Origin of the sequence: Azorhizobium sp. AG788, assembly GCF_943371865.1 — a bacterium.
Taxonomy (GTDB): Bacteria; Pseudomonadota; Alphaproteobacteria; order Rhizobiales; family Xanthobacteraceae; genus Azorhizobium.
On the sequence record NZ_CALRWL010000053.1, the window covers coordinates 14239 to 38023 of the forward strand.

The window sequence follows — 23785 nt, forward strand, 5'->3', positions numbered from 1 at the left end:
CTTCCATGGCGGCGCGGCATCACAGCCTCTCGGAGCGCGGACAGCTGGACCTGTTCCGCGCCCGGCCAGGCGACTTCGCGCCACGAGATGCGCAGGATCTCATGGCCTATCCCTTCTTCTCCCTCTCCAAGACGCCGCGCGTTGCACCGATCGATTTCCGGACCGGCAGCATCGCCATCCGGGTCGAGGCCGTGCCCGACCACGGCATGGCTACCATCTGGGACGCGGACATTCTCATCTGGGCCGCCAGCCAGATCGTCGAGGCGCGCGACGCGGGGCTGCGCACCTCGCGCCTGATGGCGGCGACGCCCTATGAGATCCTCACCTTTGTCGGACGCGGCACCTCCCTGCGCGACTATCAGCGCCTCAAGGCCGCGCTCGACCGTCTCCAGTCGACGACGGTCTCGACCACCCTCCGCCAGCCGGCTGAGGGACGCCGGCACCGCTTCTCCTGGATCAATGAATGGCAGGAACGGACCGACCGCAACGGCCGGCCCGACGGCGTCGACCTTATCCTGCCGGACTGGTTCTACCGTGCCGTACTCGACGACGCGCTCGTGCTCACCATCGACCGGGCCTATTTCGGGCTGACGGGCGGACTGGAGCGCTGGCTCTACCGTCTGGTGCGCAAGCATGGCGGGCGGCAACAGGATGGGTGGCGATTTGATTTCCGGCACCTGCACCAGAAGTCGGGCAGCCTGTCGCCATTCAAGCGCTTCGCCTTCGAGCTCAGGGATCTGATCCGGCGCCAGCCTCTTCCCGGCTACAGGCTGTTCGTTGAGGTCGAGGTCAGCGGCCGGCTGCTGCTCGCCTTCGAGCCTGCCGCGCCCTGTGGACAGCCTGTGGATAGGCTCGTGCTATCGGGAACCCGGACTATCGTGCCATCGGGAACCGGTGCCTCGTGCTATCAGGAACCCAAACAGGCCTTAACCCCCTGTCCTCAATCAGAAAATCGCGCCCTTAACTTAGAGTCTAACCCAGAATCTAACTTTAAGAGGCGCGCGAGCGCTTTTGAGAGCGCCGCAGATCATCGCCGGCAGCGGTCAAAACGGCCTGGGAAAACGCCGCCTGACAGGTCTTCGCAGACACCTCCTCGCGGGGGAGATCGGCGATGATCGTCGCGCTCCTCAATCAGAAGGGCGGGGTCGGCAAGACCACCCTGGCGCTGCATCTTGCCGGGCAATGGGCTCGGCAGGGACAGCGGATCACGCTGATCGACGCCGATCCGCAGGGCTCGAGCCTCGACTGGTCGCAGCAGCGCAGCCGCGAGGGCCTGCCACGGCTGTTCGGTGTCGTCGGCCTCGCCCGCGACACGCTGCACCGGGAGGCCCCCGAGCTTGCACGTGACGCGGATCACATCGTCATCGATGGACCGCCCCGCGTCGCCGGGCTGATGCGCTCGGCCCTGCTCGCCGCCGACCTGGTGCTGATCCCGGTGCAGCCCTCGCCCTTCGATGGATGGGCGTCGGCCGAGATGCTGACGCTGATCCGCGAGGCGCGGATCTACCGCCCGGCGCTGTTGGTCCGGTTCGTCCTGAACCGCTGCGGCGCGCGTACAGTTCTCGCCCGCGAGACCGCACGGACGCTGGCCGACCAGGATCCCCCGGTGCTCGCCAGCACCATCGGTCAGCGCATCGCCTTTGCGGCGGCGGCGCAGTCCGGGCGTCTCGTCTTCGAGCGCGACGATGCGGGGCCGGCCACGCGCGAGATCGCCGCGCTCTGCGCCGAGATCAATGGTCTCGACCTCGGGAGGCTCGCGCCATGAGCGAGCGCCCGATCCGCCGCGACTTTGCCTCCCGACCTGCCGATCCCGAGCACTGGATCAAGGCGGCAGATGTCGCGCCAGAGCACCGCCCCGGCGCTACGTTCACCGCGCGCCTCACCATCGATGTGACGCCCGACCTGCGCGGGCGGATCAAGGTCGCCGCCTTCCGGCGTGGCGTCACCGTCGCCGAGATGCTGCGCGCCCTCCTCGCGCGCGAATTCCCTCCCCAATCTGGAGATCAGCCATGAGCGCGGCGTTTGCGCCCCGTGCGGCAAGCACGGCATCCGCGTCCAGTCCCCCGTCCGATGCCCTGACCCATGTGGAGTTGACCCATATCGAGAAGCGGATTGAGAACTGGATCCGCTTCGGCCATCACGCGCATGAGCAGCTTCTGGATCGCCGCCGGCGCATCCTCTCTTTCCCTCCCGGCTGCATCTTCGCCTTTGTCCGGTGGGCGTCGAACGACTTCGGTACCGTGGCCTCCCGCCTCGATATCGTGCGCTGCGTGGCGCCGGGCGAAAGCTACCAGACGCTGCCTTTCGTTCGGCCCGGCGGCGAGATCCTGCTGCGGGTGGATGGATGGCCGAAGGTGGAGAAAATCCTTCAGCACATCGACGCCATCGAGGCGATCGGGATCGATGCGGGGACCGTCGCCCCTGACCATTGGGGGCATGTCGCGCACCGCATCAGCGTCGGCTTCGAGCCGCGCGCCTACACGATTGAGCGCCATTTGGCGTGGTTGAAGCGGCAGGAGTGCGGGCAATGAACCGCGCCGCCTATGTGCTGATGGCTGCGGCCGCCAGCGTCGGCGTGGCCTACGCCGCCACGCTGCCGACGCCGCTCAAGCTGATCTGGAATGTCTCGGCGAGCGTTCCTGTCGGGCTCTATTCTCTCCACCCGGCCGATGCTCTCGAGATCACCGATCTGGTCGCGGTGATGCCACCGCCGCCGCTCGCTGCGTTCCTCATCGCACGTGGCTATATCGGCGAAGGCACGCCGCTGTTGAAGCGCGTGATGGGGCTTCCGGGGCAGGATGTCTGCCGCCTCCGTGACGCCATCACAGTTGATGGCGTGCCACTCGGCGAAGCGCTGCCGCGCGACCGCGTGGGCCGCGATCTGCCGGTCTGGCAGGGCTGCCGGCGTATTGCGCCTGGCGAACTGTTCCTGATGAACCCAGACGTTGGTGACAGTCTCGACGGACGGTATTTCGGGCCGATTTCAGACGGCACCGTCATCGGCCGTGCGATGCCACTCCTCACGGATGAAGCCGGCGACGGCGCCTTCGTCTGGCGCGCGGCGGTGCGCTGACATGCGTCGCTCGGCGCTCTTCCTCGCATCCGGACTGTTGATCGGCGGCGCCTCGCCTAGCTCTGCCACCGCGCAAACCATGTCGCCCAGTGTGACGTATTCCGTGACCTCCTACGCCGCCTTTATCGACGAAGCCGCACAGCGCTTCGAGCTTCCAGCCGGCTGGATCCGTGCGGTCCTGCGGGCCGAGAGCGGCGGCGATCCGCGCGCCGTCTCACCCGCCGGCGCCATGGGTCTGATGCAGATCATGCCTGCGACCTGGGACGAGCTTCGCGTCCACTACGGTCTCGGCGCCAATCCATTCGACCCGCGTGACAACATCCTCGCCGGCGCCGCCTATCTGCGTCAGCTCCATGACCGCTATGGCAGCATCCGCGCCATGCTCGCGGCCTATAATGCCGGGCCGGCGCGCTATGAGGCGTCGCTTGCGGGTGAGAGGCTGCCGCTGGAGACGCGCACTTACATCGCGGCCCTGGCGCCGATCATCGACACAGAGTCTGCAGCCGGCGCCACCGGATTGGTGCGGCCAATGGCGCAAAGCTGGCACGAGGCGCCGCTGTTCGCCGCGCAGCCCGCGCGCAGCAATCCCACCGATTCCCCGTTCCTCGCGCCGCGATCGGGCGCGCTTTCCGTTGCTCCTTTGCCATCGCGGAGGGCGCCATGAGCAGGCTGACCGGCTTTCGCATCCTGTCGGGTTCTGGCGTTCCATGGCGCGCGAGCAGGCGCAGGACAGGAACCACGACCGCACGAGGGCAGGATAAAAGGGCGCACATTGCGCGACGGTCGGGGTGTTGTTTCACCACGTGTTTTCCGCGCCTTCGGCACCTTGTGGAGCCAAACCACAAGGTTTGCGCGTGCCGCAAATGGCACCGCATCAACGATTTTCCGCACATTGCGAGGCTTCGCCATGAGCGATGAACGCGAGTTCCGCGTCCGTCCCGGCCGCATCCGCTCGACCCGCGCACAGCAAGCCCGTCCCTTTGTCGCCCAGGCGCTCGCCGCGGCCCGGAAGGCCGGCGGCGGGATCTCTCGCTCCGGCAAGATCGCCTCTGGCAACCGCTCGCGTTTCGGCAGCGGACAGGTTGCCAGCCTTCAGGCCAGCCGCCGGATCACGCCGCGCTCACGCGGCGCCGTGGTGAAGGCCCGCGTCGTCCGACACACGGCCCGCGCGGGCTCCCTCAGTCAGCACCTCACCTATCTCCGCCGCGAGGGCGTGACCCGCGAGGGCGAGAAGGCGCGGCTGTTCGGTCCCGAGAGCGACAGCGTGGATGTCGATGCCTTCACCGAGCGCTGCCGCGAGGACCGTCACCATTTCCGCTTCATCATCTCGCCCGACGATGCCCTGGAGATGGAGGACCTGCGGGCCTTCACCCGCGACCTCGCCCGTCAGATGGAGAAGGACCTCGGCACCGGGCTCGACTGGGTCGCCGTCGATCATTGGAACACCGAGCATCCCCATGTGCATCTGATCGTGCGAGGCCGCCGCGGCGATGACCAGGATCTCGTGATCTCCCGCGACTACATCAAGGAGGGCATGCGCGATCGCGCCCGTGACCTGATCACCCAGGAACTCGGCCCGCGCACCGAGCTCGATATCCGCCGGGGTTTGGAACGTCAGATCGAGGCCGAGCGCTGGACCGAGCTCGACCGCCAGCTTCTCCGCGAGACCGGCGAGAGCGGCATCATCGACATGGCGCCGGCTCCCGGCCGACAGCCGGACGAACACCATGCGCTGAAGATCGGGCGCCTTCGCAAACTCGAGACGCTCGGCCTCGCCAGTGAGATCGGCAACGCCCAATGGATGATGGAGCCGGAAGCGGAAGCCACCCTGCGCGGGCTGGGGGAGCGCGGCGACATCATCAAGCGCATGCACCGCGCCCTCACCGAACGCGGTATCGAGCGTGGCACGGCGAGCTATGTCCTCGCCGCCGAGAGTCTCGACGTGCCGGTCATCGGCCGACTGGTCGCGCGCGGTCTCGATGATGAACTCCACGGCTCCGCCTATGCCATCGTCGATGGCGTCGACGGGCGTTCTCATCACATCCGGCTGCCCGACCTCGATGCCGCCGGCGATGGCGCGCCGGGCTCCATCGTCGAACTACGAACCTTCGACGACGCGCACGGCAAACGGCGCGTCGCACTCGCGGTGCGCTCCGATCTGGACCTCGCCCATCAGGTGACCGCCACCGGCGCCACCTGGCTCGACCGGCAGGCCATTGCGCGTGACCCCATTGCTCTGTCAGACGGCGGCTTTGGCGCCGAGGTGAGCCAGGCACTTGACCGACGCGCCGAGCATCTCATCCGCGAGGGGCTGGCAGAACAACAGGGACGGCGCGTCGTCTTCGCCCGCAATCTCATCGACACGCTCCGCCGCCGGGAACTGGAGGCCGTCGGCGAGAAGCTCGCCGCCGAGACCGGCCTGGCGTTCAACAGGGCCGGCACCGGCGAGTATGTCGCCGGCACCTACCGCCAGCGCCTCAACCTCGCATCCGGCCGCTTCGCCATGCTCGACGACGGCCTCGGCTTCCAGCTCGTGCCCTGGTCGCCCTCTCTGGAGCGCCAGCTCGGCAAGCATGTCTCCGGCGTCGCTCGTGATGATGGTGGTGTCGACTGGAGCCTCGGTCGCAAGCGCGGCCTCGGCCTCTGACCCGATAGAAGGATAATCACCATGTCGGCGACGAAAATCCTGTGGGGGCAGATCTTCACCGTCCTGCTCATCGTGCTGGCGGCGATCTGGGGCGCGACACAATATGTGGCCTGGAGCCTCGGCTATCAGCCGCAGTTGGGCGCGCCGTGGTTCGTGCTTCTCGGCCTTCCGATCTACTACCCACCGGCCTTCTTCTGGTGGTGGTACGTTTTCGATGCCTATGCGCCGGAGGTGTTCTTCCGGGGCGCACTGATCGCCGCCTCCGGCGGCTTCCTCTCCATCGCGGTCGCCATAGCCCTGTCGGTCTGGCGGGCGCGGGAGGCCTCCCGGGTCGAGACCTATGGTTCAGCGCGCTGGGCCGAAAGGGATGAAGTCCGGTCTGCCGGGCTGCTCGGCACGGATGGCGTCGTGCTCGGCCGGTATGAACGGGACTATCTGCGTCATGATGGGCCCGAGCATGTGCTGTGCTTCGCGCCGACCCGCTCCGGCAAGGGCGTCGGCTTGGTCGTGCCCTCGCTGTTGACCTGGCCGGGATCGGCCATCGTCCACGATATCAAGGGCGAGAACTGGCAGCTCACCGCCGGCTTCCGCGCCCGGCATGGCCGCGTGCTGCTGTTCGATCCGACCAACGCCAAGTCCGCCGCCTACAACCCTCTGCTGGAGGTGCGTCGCGGCGAGTGGGAAGTCCGTGACGTCCAGAACATCGCCGACATCCTCGTCGACCCCGAAGGCTCCCTGGAAAAGCGGAACCACTGGGAGAAGACCAGCCACGCGCTGCTCGTCGGTGCCATTCTTCACGTGCTCTATGCCGAGACGGACAAGACGCTTGCCGGCGTTGCCGCCTTCCTCTCCGATCCGAAGCGGCCGATCGAGTCCACGCTCGACGCCATGATGAAGACCGCGCATCTCGGCGAGGCGGGTCCTCATCCCGTCATCGCAAGCGCTGCCCGCGAGCTGCTGAACAAATCCGACAATGAGCGATCCGGTGTGCTCTCCACCGCCATGTCCTTCCTCGGCCTGTACCGCGATCCGGTGATTGCCGAGGTGACGCGACGCTGCGACTGGCGCATCGCCGATATCGTCGGCGGCAAGGCTCCCTCGACCCTCTACCTCGTGGTGCCGCCCTCCGACATCAATCGCACCAAGCCGCTGATCCGCCTGCTCCTCAACCAGATTGGCCGGCGTCTGACCGAGGACCTACAGGCCAAGGGCGGACGCCACCGTCTGCTGCTCATGCTCGACGAGTTCCCCGCACTCGGCCGGCTCGACTTCTTTGAATCGGCACTCGCCTTCATGGCGGGCTATGGCCTGAAAGCCTTCCTCATCGCCCAGTCGCTGAACCAGATTGAGAAGGCCTATGGGCCGAACAACTCGATCCTCGACAATTGCCATGTCCGCGTGAGCTTCGCGACCAATGACGAGCGCACCGCCAAGCGCGTCTCCGATGCGCTCGGCACCGCCACCGAGATGAAAGCGATGAAGAACTATGCCGGGCACCGGCTCTCGCCGTGGCTGGGTCATCTCATGGTGTCGCGCTCGGAAACCGCCCGCCCGTTGCTCACCCCCGGCGAGGTCATGCAGCTCCCGCCCACAGACGAGATCGTCATGGTCGCCGGCACCCCGCCGATCCGGGCCAAGAAGGCCCGCTACTACGAGGACTCGCGCTTCCGTAACCGGGTCCTGCCGCCGCCAACGCTCTCTCGCAGTTCGAGCGCCCAACACGATGACTGGACCGCGCTGCCGGTGCCCGCACCACAGGAGAGCACGGGCGGGAGCCCCGCCGTCGAAAGTCACGACGATGACCCGACCGGCTCTGAGCACCGGCTTCAGCCCGAACTTCGCCGCGTGAAACCGGTCGAGAAAATGCAGCCAATCGAGAATGAGTTCGAGTTCGACGCCGATCGCGACGACGAGATGGACGACGTCGCCGCCCGGAACCGGCGCATGACCGGCCTGATGCAGGGCGTCGCCCGACAGGTCAGCCTCAATCCCAACGACGGCATGGAGCTGTGATCGCCATGGCAGGTCGCACGAAGAAAGCGCAGATCTCCGTCTATCTCGAGCCCGACCTCATGGACATGTTGGCCCACTACGCCGCCCAGCGCGACCAGTCCATGTCCCTGATCGCCCAGGCCGCAATCGCCTCCTTCCTGTCGCCCGACAGCTCAGAGCGCCAGGAGGCCGCTCTTGCCCGGCGCCTCGGCCAGATCGATCGCCGCCTGGCCCGGCTGGAGCGGGATCTCGGCATCTCGACCGAAGCCTTCGCCACATTCATCCGCTTTTGGCTCGCCACCACCCCCGCGCTGCCCGAACCGGCCGCCCAGGCCGCGCGGGCAAAGGTGTCCGAGCGGTACGCAGCATATACCACCGCGCTTGGCCGGCGCCTCGCCAAGGGGCCGCAGCTGCGGCAGGAGATCGTTGAGGATGTTTCTCAACTGGAGGGTGACGGAGGCCGCCGGTAGTGACGCATTCTCGGGCTTTGAGTACGTCTGCTTGTGACGAACGGACCGAGCCAAGTCGCCGAATGGGTCCGAAATCTCAGAGTTGAAACGCCCCGAAGCTATTTGAACATGGAAGTGTTCATCGAGCACTTCGGATCGCTCTGGGATTCAATGTGATGGCATCCGGCTTTAGGCTAGAAAGAACCACGCCGAGCGCCGCGGTGTGGAGTGGTGCAGAGGAGTGCGTGACACGGTGTCCCCCGAAGGCCACATTCTCATCGTTGACGACGATGCCGAGATCCGGCGCCTCGCCGGCAAGTTCCTGCGTGAGCACGGGCACAAGGTCACGGCCGCGCAGGACGCCCGCGAGATGCGGGAGACAATGGCCGCCGGCACGGTGGACCTCGTCATTCTCGACATCATGCTGCCGGGGACGAGCGGGCTCGATCTGTGCCGGGACATCCGCCGCACCTCGAATTTGCCCATCATCATGCTGACCGCCCGCGGCAGCGACGTGGACCGGATCGTCGGCCTGGAACTCGGCGCGGACGACTATCTGGCCAAGCCCTTCAACCCGCGCGAACTGCTCGCCCGCATCCATGCGGTGCTGCGGCGGACCCGGCTGTCCGACCCCGCCGCTGTTAATGGCGGCACTTGCCTGGCATTTTCCGGCTGGATGCTCGATACGCGGCGACGGGAACTGACCAACCCGGAAGGCGCCATCGTCGACCTCTCCACCGGCGAATACGACCTGTTGCTGACCTTCCTTGAGCATCCCCAGCGCGTGCTCACGCGCGACCAGCTGATGGATGCTGCGAAAAACCGCATCGCCACCGGCTTCGATCGGGCGATCGACATCCAGGTAAGCCGGCTGCGCAGGAAGCTTGATTCGAGCGGCGGGCCGGAGATGGTCAAGACGGTGCGCGGGACCGGCTATTTCTTCGTCCCGGAGGTGGCGCGCTCATGATCCGCGCCCTCGACAGCCTCGCCCTGCGGACCGCAGTCGTGGCCGTGCTCGGAATCGTCGTGGTCCATGTGTTGAGCCTGTGGACCTACGAACATGCCATGGAGCGGGAGCGCCATGCGGCACATGCCGTCCGCCTCGCCGACCAGGTTGTGGCGCTGCGCAGGTCGCTCGCCGCGACGCCGCCGGACCAGCGCGAGGACGTCGCCCATGCGCTTTCCGGCGGCGCCATTGATGCCCATTGGGGCCGCGCGGCCATGGCGGCGGCGGGGCCCTACGCCGACGAGTCCGCCCAGCGCCTCGCCGCCGAGGTTCGCGCGCTCGCACCGGACCTTGCCGCAGCAGACATTCTGGTTGGCGCCGGGCCCGATCCACACCTCAGCCTTGTGGCCGTGCGCCTGCCCGATGCGAGCTGGCTGAATGTGCGCCTGTTCGCCTCCGTGCCGCAGACCGCCGGGGGGCACGGCTCCCTGCTCTCCACCACGTTGATGGCGGCGGGCGTGCTGCTCCTGTCCCTCGCCATCGCCGCATGGCTCACGCGGCCTTTGCGGGCCATGGCGCGCACCGTCGCGGCCCTGCCACCGGATGCGGCGCGCATTCACCTGCCCGAGACCGGACCGAAGGAGGTGAGGGAGCTGGCCCATGCCTTCAACGGCATGCAGGCGCGCATCGCTGGGTTGGTCGAGCGGCGCACCCAGGCCCTCGCGGCGGTCTCCCACGATCTGCGCACGCCCATGACGCGCCTGCGCTTCCGCCTCGAGGATGTGAGCGACCCGGCGCTGCGCGAGGCCATCGCCGGGGACGTCGCGGAGATGGAGCAGATGGTCGAGGCGACGCTCTCCTACCTGCGCGGCGAGGCGAGCGAGGAGCCGGTGCGGCCGCTCGATCTCGTGGCTTTGGTGGAAACCATCGTGGACGACGCGCGGGACCAGGGCCTGCGGGCCGATCTTTCGGCGCCGCCGCGCCTCGTCGTCGCGGGACGGCTCGTCAGCCTGAAGCGAATGGTGGGCAATCTGGTGGACAACGCGCTCGCCTATGGCGGCTCCGCGCATGTGTCCATTATGGATGAGGAAGCGGATGCCGTCCTGACGGTGCGGGACAAGGGACCGGGGATTCCAGAGGACCAACTCGCCGCCGTGCTTGAGCCCTTCGTGCGGCTTGAGGCGTCGCGCAGCCGCGCCACTGGAGGCGTCGGGCTCGGCCTCACCATCGCCAGCGCGGTGGCCGAGGCGCACGGTGGCACGCTGAGCCTCGCCAACGCCACCGGCGGTGGCCTCATGGTGACGGTGCGCCTGCCCAAGGTCCAGGCTGAAACAAACTGATACAGAAGCGATACGCGGCGTGACGCGCCGCACGCTATCGCTCTCCCGTACCGGAATAACCAGCGGACGGGTTGAGGCATGGGTCGCCATTTCTTGCGGAAAGCCGTATTCGGCCTGTGCGGGCTTCTCGCCGGCGCGGCGCTGTCCGGTCCCGCGGCGACCCACGAAGGCCACGACCACGGCGCGCCCCCGCCGCCCCCGGTGACGACGCTCGCCCCCCGCGCCGAGGCGACCTCGGCCGATTTTGAGCTGGTGGCGGTGCTGCGCGACGACACCCTCACCATCCACCTCGACCGCTTCGCCGACAACGCCCCGGTGGAGGGCGCTGCCATCGAGGTGGACACGCCCGAGGGCTTGCAGGCCGCGAAGCCCTCCGGGCTTGGCACCTATGTGCTGCCGGTTCCCTTCGCCGCGAAGCCCGGCGCGCACGACCTTGCCTTCACCGTTACGGCCGGCGACACGGTGGACGTTCTTGCCGCCACCTTGACCATACCTGCCGCTCCAACATCGTCCGAGACGCAAGCGCCGGCGATGCTGGCGCAGCTCGGCGGGCTGCGAACCGACCTCCTCGCGGGCATTCTGGCGGGCCTCCTCATCGGCTTCCTGGCCGGGGCGCTGGTCATGTCCCGGCGTCGGGTGGGCGCGCTCCTCGTCCTCGGATCGCTCGGCGTCGCTCTGGCCGGCGCCCCGCACGGGGCATGGGCGGCGGACACGCAGCCGCCCGCTCGGCAGCTCCCCGCCCGCGATGCCGCCCAGCGCCTTCCTGACGGCTCGGTGATCGTGCCCAAGCCGACCCAGCGCATCCTTGGCGTGCGCACCCTCGTGACCGCTGCCGGCACCTTTGCCGGCACTGTGGAACTACCCGGCCGCGTGGTGCCGGATGCCAATGCCAGCGGCCTTGTCCAGACCGCGGTGGGTGGGCGCCTCGCCCCGCCGGAGGGGGGCTTCAAGCCGCTCGGCACGAAGGTCGCGGCAGGCGAGATCCTCGCTTATGTGCATCCGCCCATCGGCGCCTCCGACCTCAAGGACCTGGAGCAGCAGGGCTACGAACTGGACCAGCAGATCGCCATCGTGAAGCGCCGCTACGAGCGGCTCTCGGCCATTCCCAACGCCGTCACCCGGCGCGAGGTAGAGGAAGCGGAAATCGAGCTGAAGGGGCTTCAGACCCGCCGCGCCAGGCTGGAGCGGGTGCAGCGCGAGCCGGAGGCCCTGCGCGCGCCGGTGTCGGGCGTCATCGCCGCCGCCGATGCGGTCGCGGGGCAGATGGCGGACCCGAATACGGTGGTGTTCCGCATCGTCGATCCCGGCCGACTGTGGGTGGAGGCGCTCGGCTTCTCGCCCGATGCCGGCCGGTCCGGTGCCACAGGACGCCTGCCCGACGGGCGCACCGTGGCCCTCGCCTTCGTGGGCGCGGGGATATCCGACCGGGCCCAGGCGTTTCCCGTCCTGTTTTCCGTCGCCGCGGACACCGGGGAGCTGCGCCCCGGCCAGTTCCTGACGGTCTTCGCGAAGGCCGGCGCCCCGCGCACGGGCATCGCCATCCCCCGCTCGGCGGTGGTGCGTGGGGCGAACGGCCAGCCCATCGTCTATGAGCACGTCAGCGCAGAGCGCTTCATGCCGCGCGAGGTGAAGACGGAGCCCCTCGACGCGTCCCGCGTGCTGGTGCTGGCGGGCCTCGCCCCCGTACGCCGCATCGTGACCGATGGCGCCGAACTCATCGACCAGATCCGCTGAGGCCGGTGATGTTCACGGTCCTCGTCACCCAATCGCTGCGCAACCGCCTGCTGGTGCTGGCGCTGGCTCTCGTGCTGGTGGTCTATGGCGCCTATGCGGTCACGCGGCTGCCGGTGGACGTGCTGCCGGACCTCAACCGGCCCACCGTCACCATCATGACCGAGGCGGAAGGCCTCGCCCCAGCGGAGGTGGAGCAACTCGTCACGTTCCCGCTGGAAACGGCCATGAACGGCCTGCCGGGCCTCGTCCGCCTGCGCTCAGTGTCCGGTGTCGGCCTCTCCGTGGTCTATGTGGAATTCGACTTCGGCACCGACATCTTCCGCAACCGCCAGCAAATCGCCGAGCGCCTCGCTTTGGTGCGGGACCGGCTCCCGGCGAACGTTGCGCCGCAGATGGGCCCCATCAGCTCCATCATGGGCCAGATCCTGATGTTCGCCGTCACCAGCGATAGCGCATCGCCCATGGCGGTGCGGGAGGCGGCGGACTTCGTCATCCGCCCGCGCCTCCTCGCCATCCCCGGCATTGCGCAGGTCATCCCCATGGGCGGGGAGGTGCGGCAGTTCCGCGTCTCGCCAGACGTTTCCGCCATGCGCGCCTACGGCATCACGCTCGATGCGCTGGAAAAGGCGCTCTCCAAATTCGGGACCAATTCCGGCGGCGGCTTCGCAGACCAGGGCGGCCGGGAGTTCCTCATCCGCAACATTGCCCGCACCCTGAGCCTTGATGACCTCAGGACCCTCGTCCTGCCCCGCCCCGCCGGTGGCAATGTCTTCCTCCACCAGATCGCGCAGGTGGATTTCGCAGCGCGGCTAAAGCGCGGCGATGCAGGCTATATGGGGCGGCCTGCCGTGATCCTCTCCGTGGAGAAGCAGCCGGAGGCGGACACCCTTGCCCTCACCAATGCGGTGGAAGCGGCGGTGGCCGACCTCAACCGCACGCTGCCCGACGGCATCCGCATCTCCCCGCCCGTGTTCCGTCAGGCGGACTTCATCGCCGCCTCCATCGGCAATGTGGAGAAGGTGCTGCTGGAAGCCATGGCGGTGGTGGCGGTGGTGCTGTTCCTGTTCCTTCTCAACTGGCGCACAACCGTCATCTCGCTCACCGCCATCCCGGTGTCGATCCTGGCCACCGCCATCGTGTTCCACGCCTTCGGCCTCTCCATCAACACCATGACGCTGGGTGGCCTCGCCATCGCCATCGGCGAATTGGTGGATGACGCGGTGGTGGATGTGGAGAACATATTCCGCCGCCTGCGCGAGAATGCCGCCGCAGCCGTACCCCGTCCCGTGTTCGACGTGGTGGTGGCGGCGAGCCGGGAGGTGCGCTCCGGCATCGTCTACGCGACCCTCATCATTGTCCTGGTGTTCGTGCCCTTGTTTGCCCTGCCGGGCATCGAGGGGCGGCTGTTCGCCCCGCTGGGGCAGGCCTATATCGTCTCGATCCTCGCGAGCCTTCTGACCTCCATCACACTCACGCCGGTGCTCGCCTTCTACCTGCTGCCGGCCCTCAGCCGCCATGCGGAGCGAGACGGCGCGCTGGTGCGGATGCTGAAGGGTGGCTACGCGGCGTTGCTCTCCACCGCCTTCCGCCACCCGCGCCTGGTGATGGGCACGACCGCGCTGCTCTTCGTCGGTGCGCTGGCCGGTGCCGCAAGTCTGCCGCGCGCCTTCCTGCCGCCGTTCAACGAGGGCTCGCTCACCATTTCCATGTCGTTCCGCCCCGGCCTCTCGCTGGCCGAGAGCGACCGCATGGGGCTTGTCGCCGAGACGCTGATCCTGGACGTGCCTGAGGTGAAGGCGGTGGGTCGGCGCACCGGCCGGGCGGAGCTGGACGAACATGCGGAGGGCGTGCACGCCTCCGAGATCGAGGTGGACCTGCGGCCCTCCGACCGCAGCCGGGCCGAGATCACGGCGGATATCCGCGACCGCCTCGCCGTCCTGCCGGCGTCCTTCAATCTGGGCCAGCCCATCTCCCACCGGCTGGACCACATGCTCTCCGGCGTGCGGGCCGAAATCGCCCTGAAGCTGTTCGGCGACGACCTCGACACCTTGCGCGCCACGGCGGAAAGCCTGCGCCAGCGCCTCGGCGCCATTCCCGGCCTCGTCGACCTGCAGGTGGAGCGGCAGGTGCGGGTGCCGGAGGTGACGGTGAGCGTGGATTACGGCCGCGCCGCCCTCCATGGCCTCCAGCCCGCACAGGTGACGGACGCGCTGGCGCGGCTCTCCAACGGGCGCGTGGCCTCGACCCTCGTGGACGGCAACCGGCGCTTCGACCTAGTAGTGCGCCTGCCCGAGGCAACGCGCAGCGCCGAGGGGCTGGCCCGCCTTCTCATCGAGACCTCATCCGGCTGGGTGCCCCTCTCCCAGGTTGCGGACGTGAAGGAGACGGACGGGCCGAACCAGATCCTGCGCGAGGGCGGGCGGCGGCGAATCGTCGTGCTCGCCAACACCTCCGGCGGGCGCGACACGGCGACCATCATCGCCGACATGAGCCGCGTGATCGCCGCGACGGACTTGCCGTCCGGCATGTCCGCGAGCCTCGAAGGCACCTTCGCGGCGCAGGAGGAATCCATGCGCACCATCGGCGCACTCGGCGCGGTGTCGCTGCTCCTGGTCTTCGCCATCCTCTACAGCCGCTACCGCTCGGCACTGTTCGCGCTGGTCATCATGGGCAGCGTGCCGCTGGCCCTCATCGGCGCGGTGGTGGCCCTGTGGCTGGCCGGGCAGCCGCTCTCGGTGGCGAGCATGATCGGCTTCGTGACGCTGACCGGCATCGCCGCGCGTAACGGCATCCTGAAGATCAGCCACATCATCAATCTCGCCATCACCGAAGGCCTGCCATTCGGTCCCGCACTGGTGGCGCGCGGGAGCCTTGAGCGACTGACCCCGGTGCTGATGACGGCCGCCTCCGCCGGCATCGCCTTGCTGCCGCTCATGAGCGGCGCCGAGATGCCGGGCAAGGAGATCCTGCACCCGGTGGCCGTCACCATCTTCGGCGGCCTCGTCAGCGCCACGCTGCTGGATGCCGTGCTCACCCCCGTCCTCGTCCTTGTCTACGGCCGCCGCCCGCTGGAGCGGCTCGTGGCGGCGGTGGGCGAGGCCGGCCCCAACCCGGCCGCCGCCCGCGCGGATGCCTTTTGATCGGAGTGACCCATGATCTTCCGCCCCCTTGCGTCGGCCCTCATCGCTCTTCCCCTTCTCGCGACGCCGCTCCTGGCGCACGAGCCCGGCATCGGCCCCAACGGCGGCGTGCGCTTGGACGCCGGGCATTTTCATGCGGAACTGGTGGCCGACGGGACGCCTGCCGTCTCGCTCTATCTCAGCGACGGCTCCGACAAGCCGGTTCCGGCCGACGGGTTCAAGGCCAATGCCATCCTGGTGGTGGACGGCAAGGCCCAACGTTTCCCTCTGACGCCCGCCGGCGGCAGCCGGCTTGCCGGGACCGCCCCGGTCGCCGTGCCCAAGGGCGTGAAGGGCGCCGTCCAGCTCACCGCGCCGGACGGCTCAACGACCCAGGCGAAATACTGAACTCAATCCCTGCCTCGCCTCGTCTGCACGGCGACGCCCCCAGGAGGCCGACCATGACCCGACCTAAGCACCTGTCCTCCGTGTCCCGCCGCACCGTCCTCGCGGGTGGCGCCGCTGCCGGCGCGCTCGGTTTCTCCGGCGGGTGGAGCCGCGTCCTAGCCGCCCCGCTCATCACCGTGGAGAGCCTCACAATCGACGTGAACGGCAAGACGGCCAAGGTCTTCGCCGTCAAGGGCCCGGCGGGCGAAGGCATCTTCGCGAAGGAGGGCGATCGCCTCGCCGGCGCGGTGCTCAATGCTTCGCAGGCGCCGGCGGTGATGCACTGGCACGGCCAGATCTTCGCTCCGGCGGACCAGGACCGCGCCCGCCCCGACGGCGGCGAACTCGCGCCCGGCGGGACGGACCAGGTGGACTTCCTGCTCACGCCCGGCACCCACTGGATGCATTCCCATACACTGAGCGAGCAGCAATTGCTCGCCGCTCCCCTTATCACCCGAGAGGCGGATTCGGGCGATGCGCAGGACGCGGTGGTGATGCTGCACGATTTCTCGTTCCGCAGCCCGGAGGAGATCCTCGCCGGCCTCGGTGGGAGCAGCGCCCATGGCGCGCACGGAGCGAGCCAGCCCACCCCGGCCGCGGCGGGGATGGCGATGCCGGGAATGGGCCATGCCGGCCACGGCATGGGCGCGATGGGCGGCATGGGCGGCGGGATGATGGGGCCTGCTCCTGCTGGCGCCGACGCCGGCCACGCGGGGCACGGGATGGGTGCGGGAATGGGCGGCGGGATGATGGCCCACGCCAATGACGTCGACTACGACGCCTTCCTCGCTAACCGCCGCACCCTTGTCGATCCTGAGGTGGTGAAGGTGGAGAAGGGCGGACAGGTGCGGCTACGCATTATCAACGGCGGCACCGCCACTGCCTTCTTCGTCACCGTGCCGGGCCTGAAGCCGCGCTGCGTCGCGGTGGATGGCTCACCCTGCGTTCCGCTGGAGGCGGATGCTTTTCCGTTGGCCCAGGGACAGCGCATCGATCTTCTCGTGGATATTCCGGCGAGCGGCGGGGCCTTCCCGGTGCTGGCGCAGGTGGAGGCCTCGCCCCGGCGTACCGGCCTCGTCCTGGCAACCGCCGGAGCGACCGTCGCGCGCATTGCCGACACGGCCGACCGTCCGCAGGGCCTGCTCGACCTCACGTTCGAAGCGCGACTTTCCGCTGGGAAGCCGCTCGCGCCGCGCAGGGCAGACAAGGTCTTCCCCATCATGCTCGGCGAGGAGGCGGGCTATCGCTGGACCATTAACGGCCGCACTTATGGTGAGGCAAGCCCCTTTGCCGTAAGCCCTGGCGAGCGGGTGGAGATGACCTTCATGAACCCCACCACCATGAGCCATCCCATGCATCTGCACGGCCACCATTTCCAGGTGGTGGGCATCGGCGGGCGCCGCTTTTTCGGCGCGGTGCGCGACACGGTGATGGTGCCGCCGCACATGCCCGTCACCATCGCCTTCGACGCCGGGCCGAAGGGCGAATGGTTCCTTCATTGCCACCACCTCTACCACATGGCCACCGGCATGATGGCGGTGGTGAAGATCGCTTGAAGCCGCAGAGGAGAGACCGTCATGAATTACGATCAGATGATGGGCAGTGGCATGTGGGGGATGTGACTCTTCGGCCTCCTCATCCTGGCGCTGGTCGTGCTCGGCATTGCGGCGCTCATGAAATATCTCCGGCGCTGAGGCGGAATACACTGGCAGTCTGACCGTCCACGGATAGGCCTGATCGTGCCTACGGCGCGGCCAAAGATTTTGCGGGGCGGACGGTCAAGCAGCCTCGTGCCGTGCTCCGGTCACGACGCTCAATTCGGCCCTGGCTTGGACCGGAACATCGCTGCTTGGTGCTCGTGACGGCCTTCGCCGAACCCGCGCGATGCGGATGGCAAGCGCACCAACGCCTGCTTCGCCCTGGGCGAAGACCGGCCGCTCCTCCCTTTCGCCGGCCTCTGATGCGCGTGGGAAGGCGTGCGCTAGCTCAAGGAAGGCGGGGTGCGGAGCGACCTCTATGGCTTCCTCGCCACCGAGCCGAACGCCGAAGTGGCCGCCGTGCACCAGAAGGCGATGCCGGTGTGCCTGGTCACGGCCGACGAGCTGGACGTGGGATGCGGGACGAGGCGAAGACGTTGCAGCGGCCGCTGGGGATGGAGTGCTGGCGGTACTAATAGTCGCTCGGACAATGTCGCCGATTGACCCATACCGGCCCCTCGAGTGCCCTCTCAGCGACGTCCGCTTTGCGCCGCCATTTCCGCCGCTCAGGCTTCGGCGATGCATCCCCAAGAGCGGACGTCTCGCCGGTGGCTGCTCCTGTCACGATGTGCCATGGCTTATAGCAATGGTTGGTCGGCGCGAGCCATTCGGCTCTGCGCCCGATTCCGGAAGCCGACATTCGAGCGTGTGGCGTAGGCCCGGTTTGGCCGGAGGTACTGCGCGCGGAACGCGGGCAGACTAACTCCCTCTCTTGCCGATTGGCGCGCCGCCTCCGTATCCGCCCGGCAATGTGAGCTCAGCCTCTGGTCAGGCGGAAAGCTGCGTGGCGGCGCCGGCTCTGACGTTGCCCCTTGTCCCTAATCCAGCTTGAAGTTCGTTCTGGCCCGACTTTAGGACCAGGACATGAAGCGCCGCCGTCTTTCAGAAGAGCAGATTATCGGGATCCTGAAGGAGCATGAGGCCGGCATCCCGGTTGCGGAGCTGTGCCGCAGGCACGGGGTCAGCGACGCCAGCATCTACAAATGGAAGGCGCGGTTCGGCGGCATGGAGGTGTCCGAGGCCAAGCGGCTACGGGCGCTGGAAGATGAGAACGCCAAGTTGAAACGCATGCTGGCCGATGCCATGCTCGACAATGTGGCGCTGAAGGATCTCCTGGGAAAGAAATGGTGACGCCCGCTGCCGAGCGGAAAGCTGTCGCGCATCTGGTGGGCCATCACGGGATGAGCGAACGGCGGGCGTGTAAAGCCACCGGCTTCTGCCGCATGACCATGAGGTACAAGACGACGCGTGTGGACGACACCGCCCTGCGCGAGCGCATGAAAGCCATCGCCCATGAGCGGCGGCGGTTCGGCTATTGGCGCCTGCACGTGTTGCTGGGGCGGGAAGGCTTCGTGGTCAACCACAAGCGCCTGTTCCGGCTCTATCGCGAAGAGCGCCTGACGGTGCGCCGGCGCGGCGGCCGCAAGCGGGCGATCGGAACGCGCGCCCCCATGCTGACGCCACGGACACCGAACCAACGCTGGTCGCTCGACTTCGTGTCCGATCAGTTCACCTGCGGTCGCCGCTTCCGCATGCTCACGGTCGTGGATGACTGCACCCGGGAATGCCTCACCCTGGTGGCGGACACATCGCTGTCCGGCGTGCGGGCGGCCCGGAGCTGGATCGCCTGATGGCCGAGCACGGCCGTCGAAGATGATCATTAGCGACAATGGCAGCGAGTTCACCTCGAACGCCATCCTCGCCTGGGCGGACGCGGCACAGGTCGAGTGGCACTACATCGCGCTGGGCAAGCCCATACAGAATGCCTTCATCGCGAGCTTCAACGGTCGCCTGCGCGATGAACTTCTCAACGAGACGCTGTTCTCGGCGCTGAGCCAGGCGAGGGCCGCCTTGAGCGGATGGCGGTCCGATTACAATGGATCCAGGCCCCACTCCGGCCTCGGCTGGCAAACCCGTCCGCCTTCGCCGCAACCTTCCACCCCCGACGGGATCTGCCGCTGCGCCAAGCCAGAAGCTCCGCGCCAGATCCCGCCGCTCACACCGCCGAACAGGCCAAACCCCACCGCCGGAGCGAACTCACCGCTGGATAGAAGTTGGGGGCAACGTCACAGACCTTCCCAGCGTCAGCTCAGGGCCACTTCCCGGCCCTAGGCTGCTGTCGGCGATATGTCCGCTTCTCGTTTGAAGTCTCCGTTGGCGGTCAGTCTGCTCCCGGCCCCGGAGCCGTCCGTCAGCAAAGCGCGCCCATCTCGGCCAATGAGCTGGTAACGGCCGCGGCCCAAAAGCGCACATTCGCTAGGTGGAGGACGTCGGCACCTTTGCGCCAAGAGGGAAATTGGATCGTCCGCCTACAGGGGACGTTCGGCTTTGCCCCTATTGGCTGCCATTGAACGTGGTGGGCACCGCACCCAAGCTGTCGCTTCAATTTACCAAAGAGAATTTCGGCAAACCAGCGCCAAAATCAATCGGTATCCGCACGCGACTGCGAAGTCGAGACGACGTTCGACCGCTCGCTCTATCGCTGACAGCCTGCGGCGTCAGCGTCGTTACCGTCCTCGTAGCACGCGACGATCATGAGCATCCGGAAGCGGATGATCTCGTCGAGACCGTGCGGGACGCCCTCGGGCGCCCGCGGTCTTGGATGCAGGCGGCAGACGCGCGGCGATCCCAAGCCGTTGCTCGACCTCCCGCAGCACCAGCAGGCCGCCATCGGAGGACATCAGCGCGCCGTCGAAGTGGGTCTCGATCGTCCGCCCGCGGATTGGTGACAGGCCGGGCAGGATGGCGGTAGCGTCGTTGCTGGTGGGCATGGCGCGTCCGGATCAATGCGGATTGGCCCCGACAGCCGAATCCTACATCAGATCAATAACTTGCGCTCGTGCCCGCCAACCCTCATGCCTTATTGCGGTTAGGGCGCGACTGCCCGGGCAGCCTGCCCGATCACATCGACCACGACGTCTGGGAAAGTTACGGGGATGGCGTGCGAAGATCTCAGCTCAATGACCTGAGAGTGGGCACGATCGGCCTCGAACTTAAACTCTGCTTGCGGGATGACAGGATCCAGGAGTGGCCTGATTTGCCAGCTTGGCTTGCTCGTCCAGGCAGCCGATGTCCGTTTCTCGTTGAGCGCCGCCAAGGAAATCGGTCGCTGGGTGGCGATCATCAGGGCGAGCTTGTCCTCGGGCATGTCGGCGGCGAGGAGATACCCGTATTTGTCGGCTTTGACGACGAGATTGGTGCCGCTGGTCCCGTCGGGCAAGATGTACGGGATCAGGTCGACCGACGTCGCGAAATCGCCGCCGGGGAAGCGTTCGAGACAGTCGTTTGTCGATTCCCCCGCCGCCGGCATCGGCGAGCCCGCGTAGATGAGCCCCTTGACCTTGGGGTCGTCCCCAGCCTGGCTGATGACGGCGCCACCGTAAGCGTGCGAAACGAGCAGCACCGGTCCCTCGATCGTGTCGAGCAGGCTGCGCAAATAGGCGACATCGTGCGCCACGCCCCGCAAGGGATTGGAGAAGACCTTGAACGAATACCCGTCACGCTGGAGCCCCTGGATCACGCCATGAGTCCAAAGCGACGAATCTTCGACGGCACCATGCACGAGCACGATCGTGGGTTTAGCGGATCCAATAGCCACTGGATGTCCTTCCGAAGAGAGTTGTGTTTGAAAATGGGCGGCTGGCACGTGCGGGTGCGCCAAGCCGCCCAAGATCGTTTCAGAATCGGTGATCAGGCGCCGACGTGCGGCCTTACTTGAAGGCGACCACCTGCAAGCGGAGGACCTTGGTCTCGCTGAACAGATCGTCCGCCCGCTCGACGAATTCCTGGCCTGCCGGGCCGGCCATATGCGCTTCGCCAGCAGCTTCGTCGACGAACGAGTCGAACACGCGATAGAGCCCCGTATCGCCTTCGACCTTCGAGCCGTGCCACGTTAGGTTGCCGGGCTCGTCCTTGACCAGCGAGGCTTCTTTGGCGAGAAACGCCTCGACTTCTGCTTCCTTGCCGGGCTTGGCCTTCATTTCGATGAGGAATGCAAACTTAGCCATTTCAATCGTCCTTCTGTTGACATGCGCGCGCGGCTTCGGGCGCAGTACTAAGCTGACGTAATCGCGATCTCAGTTCCGTTACGTAAATCTGGATTTACGCGCTTGAGAGGATCTGCTCGCTACCTGGTTTGTGATCCAGGGTTGCGCCGTATCGGCGCGGAATCCGGCAGTGGTGGCGTGCAGAAAGGACCTCAGATCGTCCAACCCCGCCCCAGGTGGTCCAAAGCACCGAAGGCGCGGTCAAGCGATAGTGGGGCGATCAGGCGCCGCGCTGGCGCGCCAGCTGATCCAGGACCGGGAACATCGCCAACGGCTCGGGGCGCCGGGTATAATCGGCGTTGACCTCGGCATAGACGACGGTTCCGTCCGTTGCGATGACGTAGCGGGCGGGCATCGGCAGGGTCCAGCTGTCCTCGCCGTTGAACTGCGGCAGGTCAGCGCCGAGCGTCTTATGGGCCACGCGCAGATAATCCGGCAACGTCCAGCGCACGCCGAACCGGGCGGCGACTTCGCCGCCATGGTCGCCCAGGATCGGGAAGCCGAGCCCGTTCTGGCGCTGCGATTTGCGGCTGTTGGGCGCCAACTGCTGGGAGATCGCGACCAGGGTCGCACCACGCGCCTCGATCTCCGAGCGGGCTTCTTCGAGCGCGGTCAGGTCGTAGTTGCAGTACGGACACCAGACGCCGCGATAGAAGGTGACCACGAGCGGGCCTCTGGCAAGGTGCGCTTTGGAAGAGACCGGATTGCCGTCAGGGTCAGGCAGGGTGAACTCCGGCGCGACGTCCCCGACCTTCAGTGCGCGATCCGGTGCGCCCGACGCGATCAGTTCGTCGACGGAGCGATGCAGGGCATCAACTGCCGCCGGGGGCGCGAGGCGGGTATCGAATTCGAATTTGAACGCATCCAGCTTGCCTTGCAGCGGCAGACCAGATTGGGCGATCTGGGCGAAAGTTTCCTGGAAAGTCATCGAGCTTCTCCTTGTCGTCCGGCACCAGCGCTGGCGTGCGGCCCAAATGATCCATTCGCTCGGCTTCCAGAAGGAGGGGAGAAACGATATCATTTATTCCTGGGTGGAATATGCGGGGCGTGCGTGGATCGGTTGCAAGCGATGGAAGTCTTCGTCCGGGTGATCGAGACCGGGTCGTTCTCCGCGGCGGCGCGCGATCTGCGGATCGGTCAGCCCGCGGTGTCGAAGCTCATCGCGGCGCTGGAGGATCGCCTTAAGGTTCGCCTCCTGGTCCGTTCGACCCGGCACCTGCGCCCTTCCGAGGCCGGGCAGATCTTCTACGAAAGGGCGCGGCGAACGCTGGCGGAAGCCGACGAGGCGGAAAGCGCAGCGCGCGGAGAAGGCGCCGGCCTCCAAGGGCGCTTGCGGGTCTGCTCGTCCGTGATCTTCGCGCGGTTGCATGTCGTGCCGAGGATTGGGGCGTTCATGGAGGCGCATCCCAATCTGAGGCTCGATCTCGTCATGGACGATCGCTACATCGATCTGCTGGAAGAGAATATCGACGTGTCCCTGCGTGCGGGTGAGCTATCGGATTCGAGCTTGACCGCGCGCCGACTTGCCACCTGCGAGCGCCATGTGGTCGCAAGTCCGGCCTATCTCAAGCGGATGGGGGTACCAAACACACCCACCGACCTCCTCGCCCACAGCGCGATCGTCTACACGCAGGGCCTGATCGCCGAGGAGTGGCGCTTTCGGCGTGGGACGACGTATACGACCGTGCGCGTTCCCACCCGGCTCTCGTTCAGCGCGGCGGATGGGGTGCGCGAGGCGGTGATTGCCGGTCTCGGCCTCGCGATTAGCTCGCGCTGGATGATGGAACCAGAGCTTGCGAATGGGAGCGTTGTTCCAGTGCTTACCGACTGGACTCTTCCGAGCGCCGACTTGTGGGCTCTCTATCCGAGCGGGAGACTGCCGACGGCGAAAGCGCGCGCCTTCGTCAACTGGTTTGAAGGAAGCTTCTCATCGATTTAGCCATCAGCCCACCTCAGTCGGCCAAGTGAGCTAGCCCGGATTATGCGTCAGTTCACCCGGTGGTCGCTGAAAGGCAGGGGCAGGCGGCTGATCTGCGGAGTTGATTGCATAAATCTCTACGAAATACGCATTTCGTAATCCATTAAGCAAATCCAATAGCTTGCATTAGGCTTGGCATTTCTCATGAATAATCCGCCTAGCTGCACCGGCAATGGAGGCCGGCCACATTTGCGAGCATTGTCAGCCTCGCCGATCGAGAGCAGACCTTCCACACGTCAGCTCAGGGCCACTTCCCG

Annotated in this window: 19 protein-coding genes and 2 pseudogenes; 17 read left to right on the forward strand and 4 right to left on the reverse strand. The window is 67.0% G+C overall.

Translation table 11 applies throughout. The features are described from left to right. The first annotated feature begins 5 nt into the window (after positions 1-5). The 16 genes and pseudogenes from AAG816_RS22980 to AAG816_RS23055 all read left to right on the forward strand — a co-directional run bounded on the left by AAG816_RS22980 (position 6) and on the right by AAG816_RS23055 (position 19555). Entirely contained in the window at positions 6-1115 is a 1110-nt protein-coding gene (locus AAG816_RS22980; RefSeq protein WP_341992014.1) for a replication initiator protein A, read from the forward strand. Then, positions 1112-1765, forward strand: a complete 654-nt coding sequence (gene parA / locus AAG816_RS22985) for a ParA family partition ATPase (RefSeq protein WP_341992015.1) — start codon at positions 1112-1114, stop codon at positions 1763-1765. The genes AAG816_RS22980 and parA overlap by 4 nt, the downstream gene beginning before the upstream one ends. Next, positions 1762-2013 (forward strand): hypothetical protein, encoded by a 252-nt coding sequence (locus AAG816_RS22990; RefSeq protein ID WP_341992017.1) that lies wholly within the window; start codon positions 1762-1764, stop codon positions 2011-2013. The genes parA and AAG816_RS22990 overlap by 4 nt, the downstream gene beginning before the upstream one ends. Further along, positions 2010-2531: a DUF2840 domain-containing protein gene (locus AAG816_RS22995; RefSeq protein ID WP_341992018.1), complete on the forward strand. Its 522-nt coding sequence runs from the start codon at positions 2010-2012 to the stop codon at positions 2529-2531. Before AAG816_RS22990 ends, AAG816_RS22995 begins: the two co-directional genes overlap by 4 nt. Then, on the forward strand, positions 2528-3073 hold the full coding sequence (locus tag AAG816_RS23000) for a S26 family signal peptidase (RefSeq protein ID WP_341992019.1): 546 nt from the start codon (positions 2528-2530) through the stop codon (positions 3071-3073). The genes AAG816_RS22995 and AAG816_RS23000 overlap by 4 nt, the downstream gene beginning before the upstream one ends. A gap of 1 nt (position 3074) precedes the next feature. Next, the gene (locus AAG816_RS23005) at positions 3075-3737 is read left to right on the forward strand and encodes a lytic transglycosylase domain-containing protein (RefSeq protein ID WP_341992020.1); all 663 of its coding nucleotides are present in this window, start codon (positions 3075-3077) and stop codon (positions 3735-3737) included. Positions 3738-3980: 243 nt separating this feature from the next. Further along, complete coding sequence (locus AAG816_RS23010) at positions 3981-5720, forward strand: DUF3363 domain-containing protein (protein ID WP_341992021.1); 1740 nt, start codon at positions 3981-3983, stop codon at positions 5718-5720. Between the two features lie 21 nt (positions 5721-5741). Continuing rightward, on the forward strand, positions 5742-7733 hold the full coding sequence (locus tag AAG816_RS23015; RefSeq protein ID WP_341992022.1) for a conjugal transfer protein TraG: 1992 nt from the start codon (positions 5742-5744) through the stop codon (positions 7731-7733). Between the two features lie 5 nt (positions 7734-7738). Further along, complete coding sequence (locus AAG816_RS23020) at positions 7739-8182, forward strand: CopG family transcriptional regulator (RefSeq protein ID WP_341992023.1); 444 nt, start codon at positions 7739-7741, stop codon at positions 8180-8182. 220 nt (positions 8183-8402) lie between these two features. Next, positions 8403-9128, forward strand: coding sequence for a response regulator (locus AAG816_RS23025; protein WP_341992024.1), 726 nt, complete (start codon positions 8403-8405; stop codon positions 9126-9128). Further along, a complete protein-coding gene (locus tag AAG816_RS23030) occupies positions 9125-10447 on the forward strand; it encodes an ATP-binding protein (protein WP_341992025.1) in 1323 nt (440 codons plus the stop codon). Before AAG816_RS23025 ends, AAG816_RS23030 begins: the two co-directional genes overlap by 4 nt. A 78-nt stretch (positions 10448-10525) precedes the next feature. Then, positions 10526-12181: an HlyD family efflux transporter periplasmic adaptor subunit gene (locus AAG816_RS23035; protein WP_341992026.1), complete on the forward strand. Its 1656-nt coding sequence runs from the start codon at positions 10526-10528 to the stop codon at positions 12179-12181. Positions 12182-12189: 8 nt separating this feature from the next. Next, positions 12190-15321, forward strand: coding sequence for an efflux RND transporter permease subunit (locus tag AAG816_RS23040; RefSeq protein WP_341992027.1), 3132 nt, complete (start codon positions 12190-12192; stop codon positions 15319-15321). A gap of 12 nt (positions 15322-15333) precedes the next feature. Then, positions 15334-15708 carry a hypothetical protein gene (locus AAG816_RS23045; RefSeq protein WP_341992028.1) on the forward strand — a complete coding sequence of 125 codons (375 nt, stop codon included), beginning with the start codon at positions 15334-15336 and terminating at the stop codon, positions 15706-15708. A gap of 53 nt (positions 15709-15761) precedes the next feature. Then, on the forward strand, positions 15762-17303 hold the full coding sequence (locus AAG816_RS23050) for a multicopper oxidase domain-containing protein (protein WP_341992032.1): 1542 nt from the start codon (positions 15762-15764) through the stop codon (positions 17301-17303). A gap of 1065 nt (positions 17304-18368) precedes the next feature. Continuing rightward, a pseudogene (locus AAG816_RS23055) lies at positions 18369-19555 on the forward strand (IS3 family transposase). A gap of 446 nt (positions 19556-20001) precedes the next feature. Here the strand turns inward: AAG816_RS23055 and AAG816_RS23060 are convergent. The 4 genes and pseudogenes from AAG816_RS23060 to AAG816_RS23075 all read right to left on the reverse strand — a co-directional run. Further along, positions 20002-20275, reverse strand: a pseudogene (locus tag AAG816_RS23060) (transposase); the annotation flags it as partial. Positions 20276-20373: 98 nt separating this feature from the next. Beyond that, complete coding sequence (locus tag AAG816_RS23065) at positions 20374-21102, reverse strand: alpha/beta hydrolase (RefSeq protein ID WP_341992033.1); 729 nt, start codon at positions 21100-21102, stop codon at positions 20374-20376. Between the two features lie 112 nt (positions 21103-21214). Continuing rightward, complete coding sequence (locus tag AAG816_RS23070; protein WP_341992034.1) at positions 21215-21511, reverse strand: antibiotic biosynthesis monooxygenase; 297 nt, start codon at positions 21509-21511, stop codon at positions 21215-21217. Positions 21512-21770: 259 nt separating this feature from the next. Beyond that, a complete protein-coding gene (locus AAG816_RS23075; RefSeq protein WP_341992043.1) occupies positions 21771-22436 on the reverse strand; it encodes a peroxiredoxin-like family protein in 666 nt (221 codons plus the stop codon). Positions 22437-22619: 183 nt separating this feature from the next. On the opposite strand from AAG816_RS23075, the gene AAG816_RS23080 reads away from it, so the two are divergent. Continuing rightward, complete coding sequence (locus AAG816_RS23080) at positions 22620-23489, forward strand: LysR family transcriptional regulator (RefSeq protein WP_341992035.1); 870 nt, start codon at positions 22620-22622, stop codon at positions 23487-23489. Positions 23490-23785 lie beyond the last annotated feature (296 nt).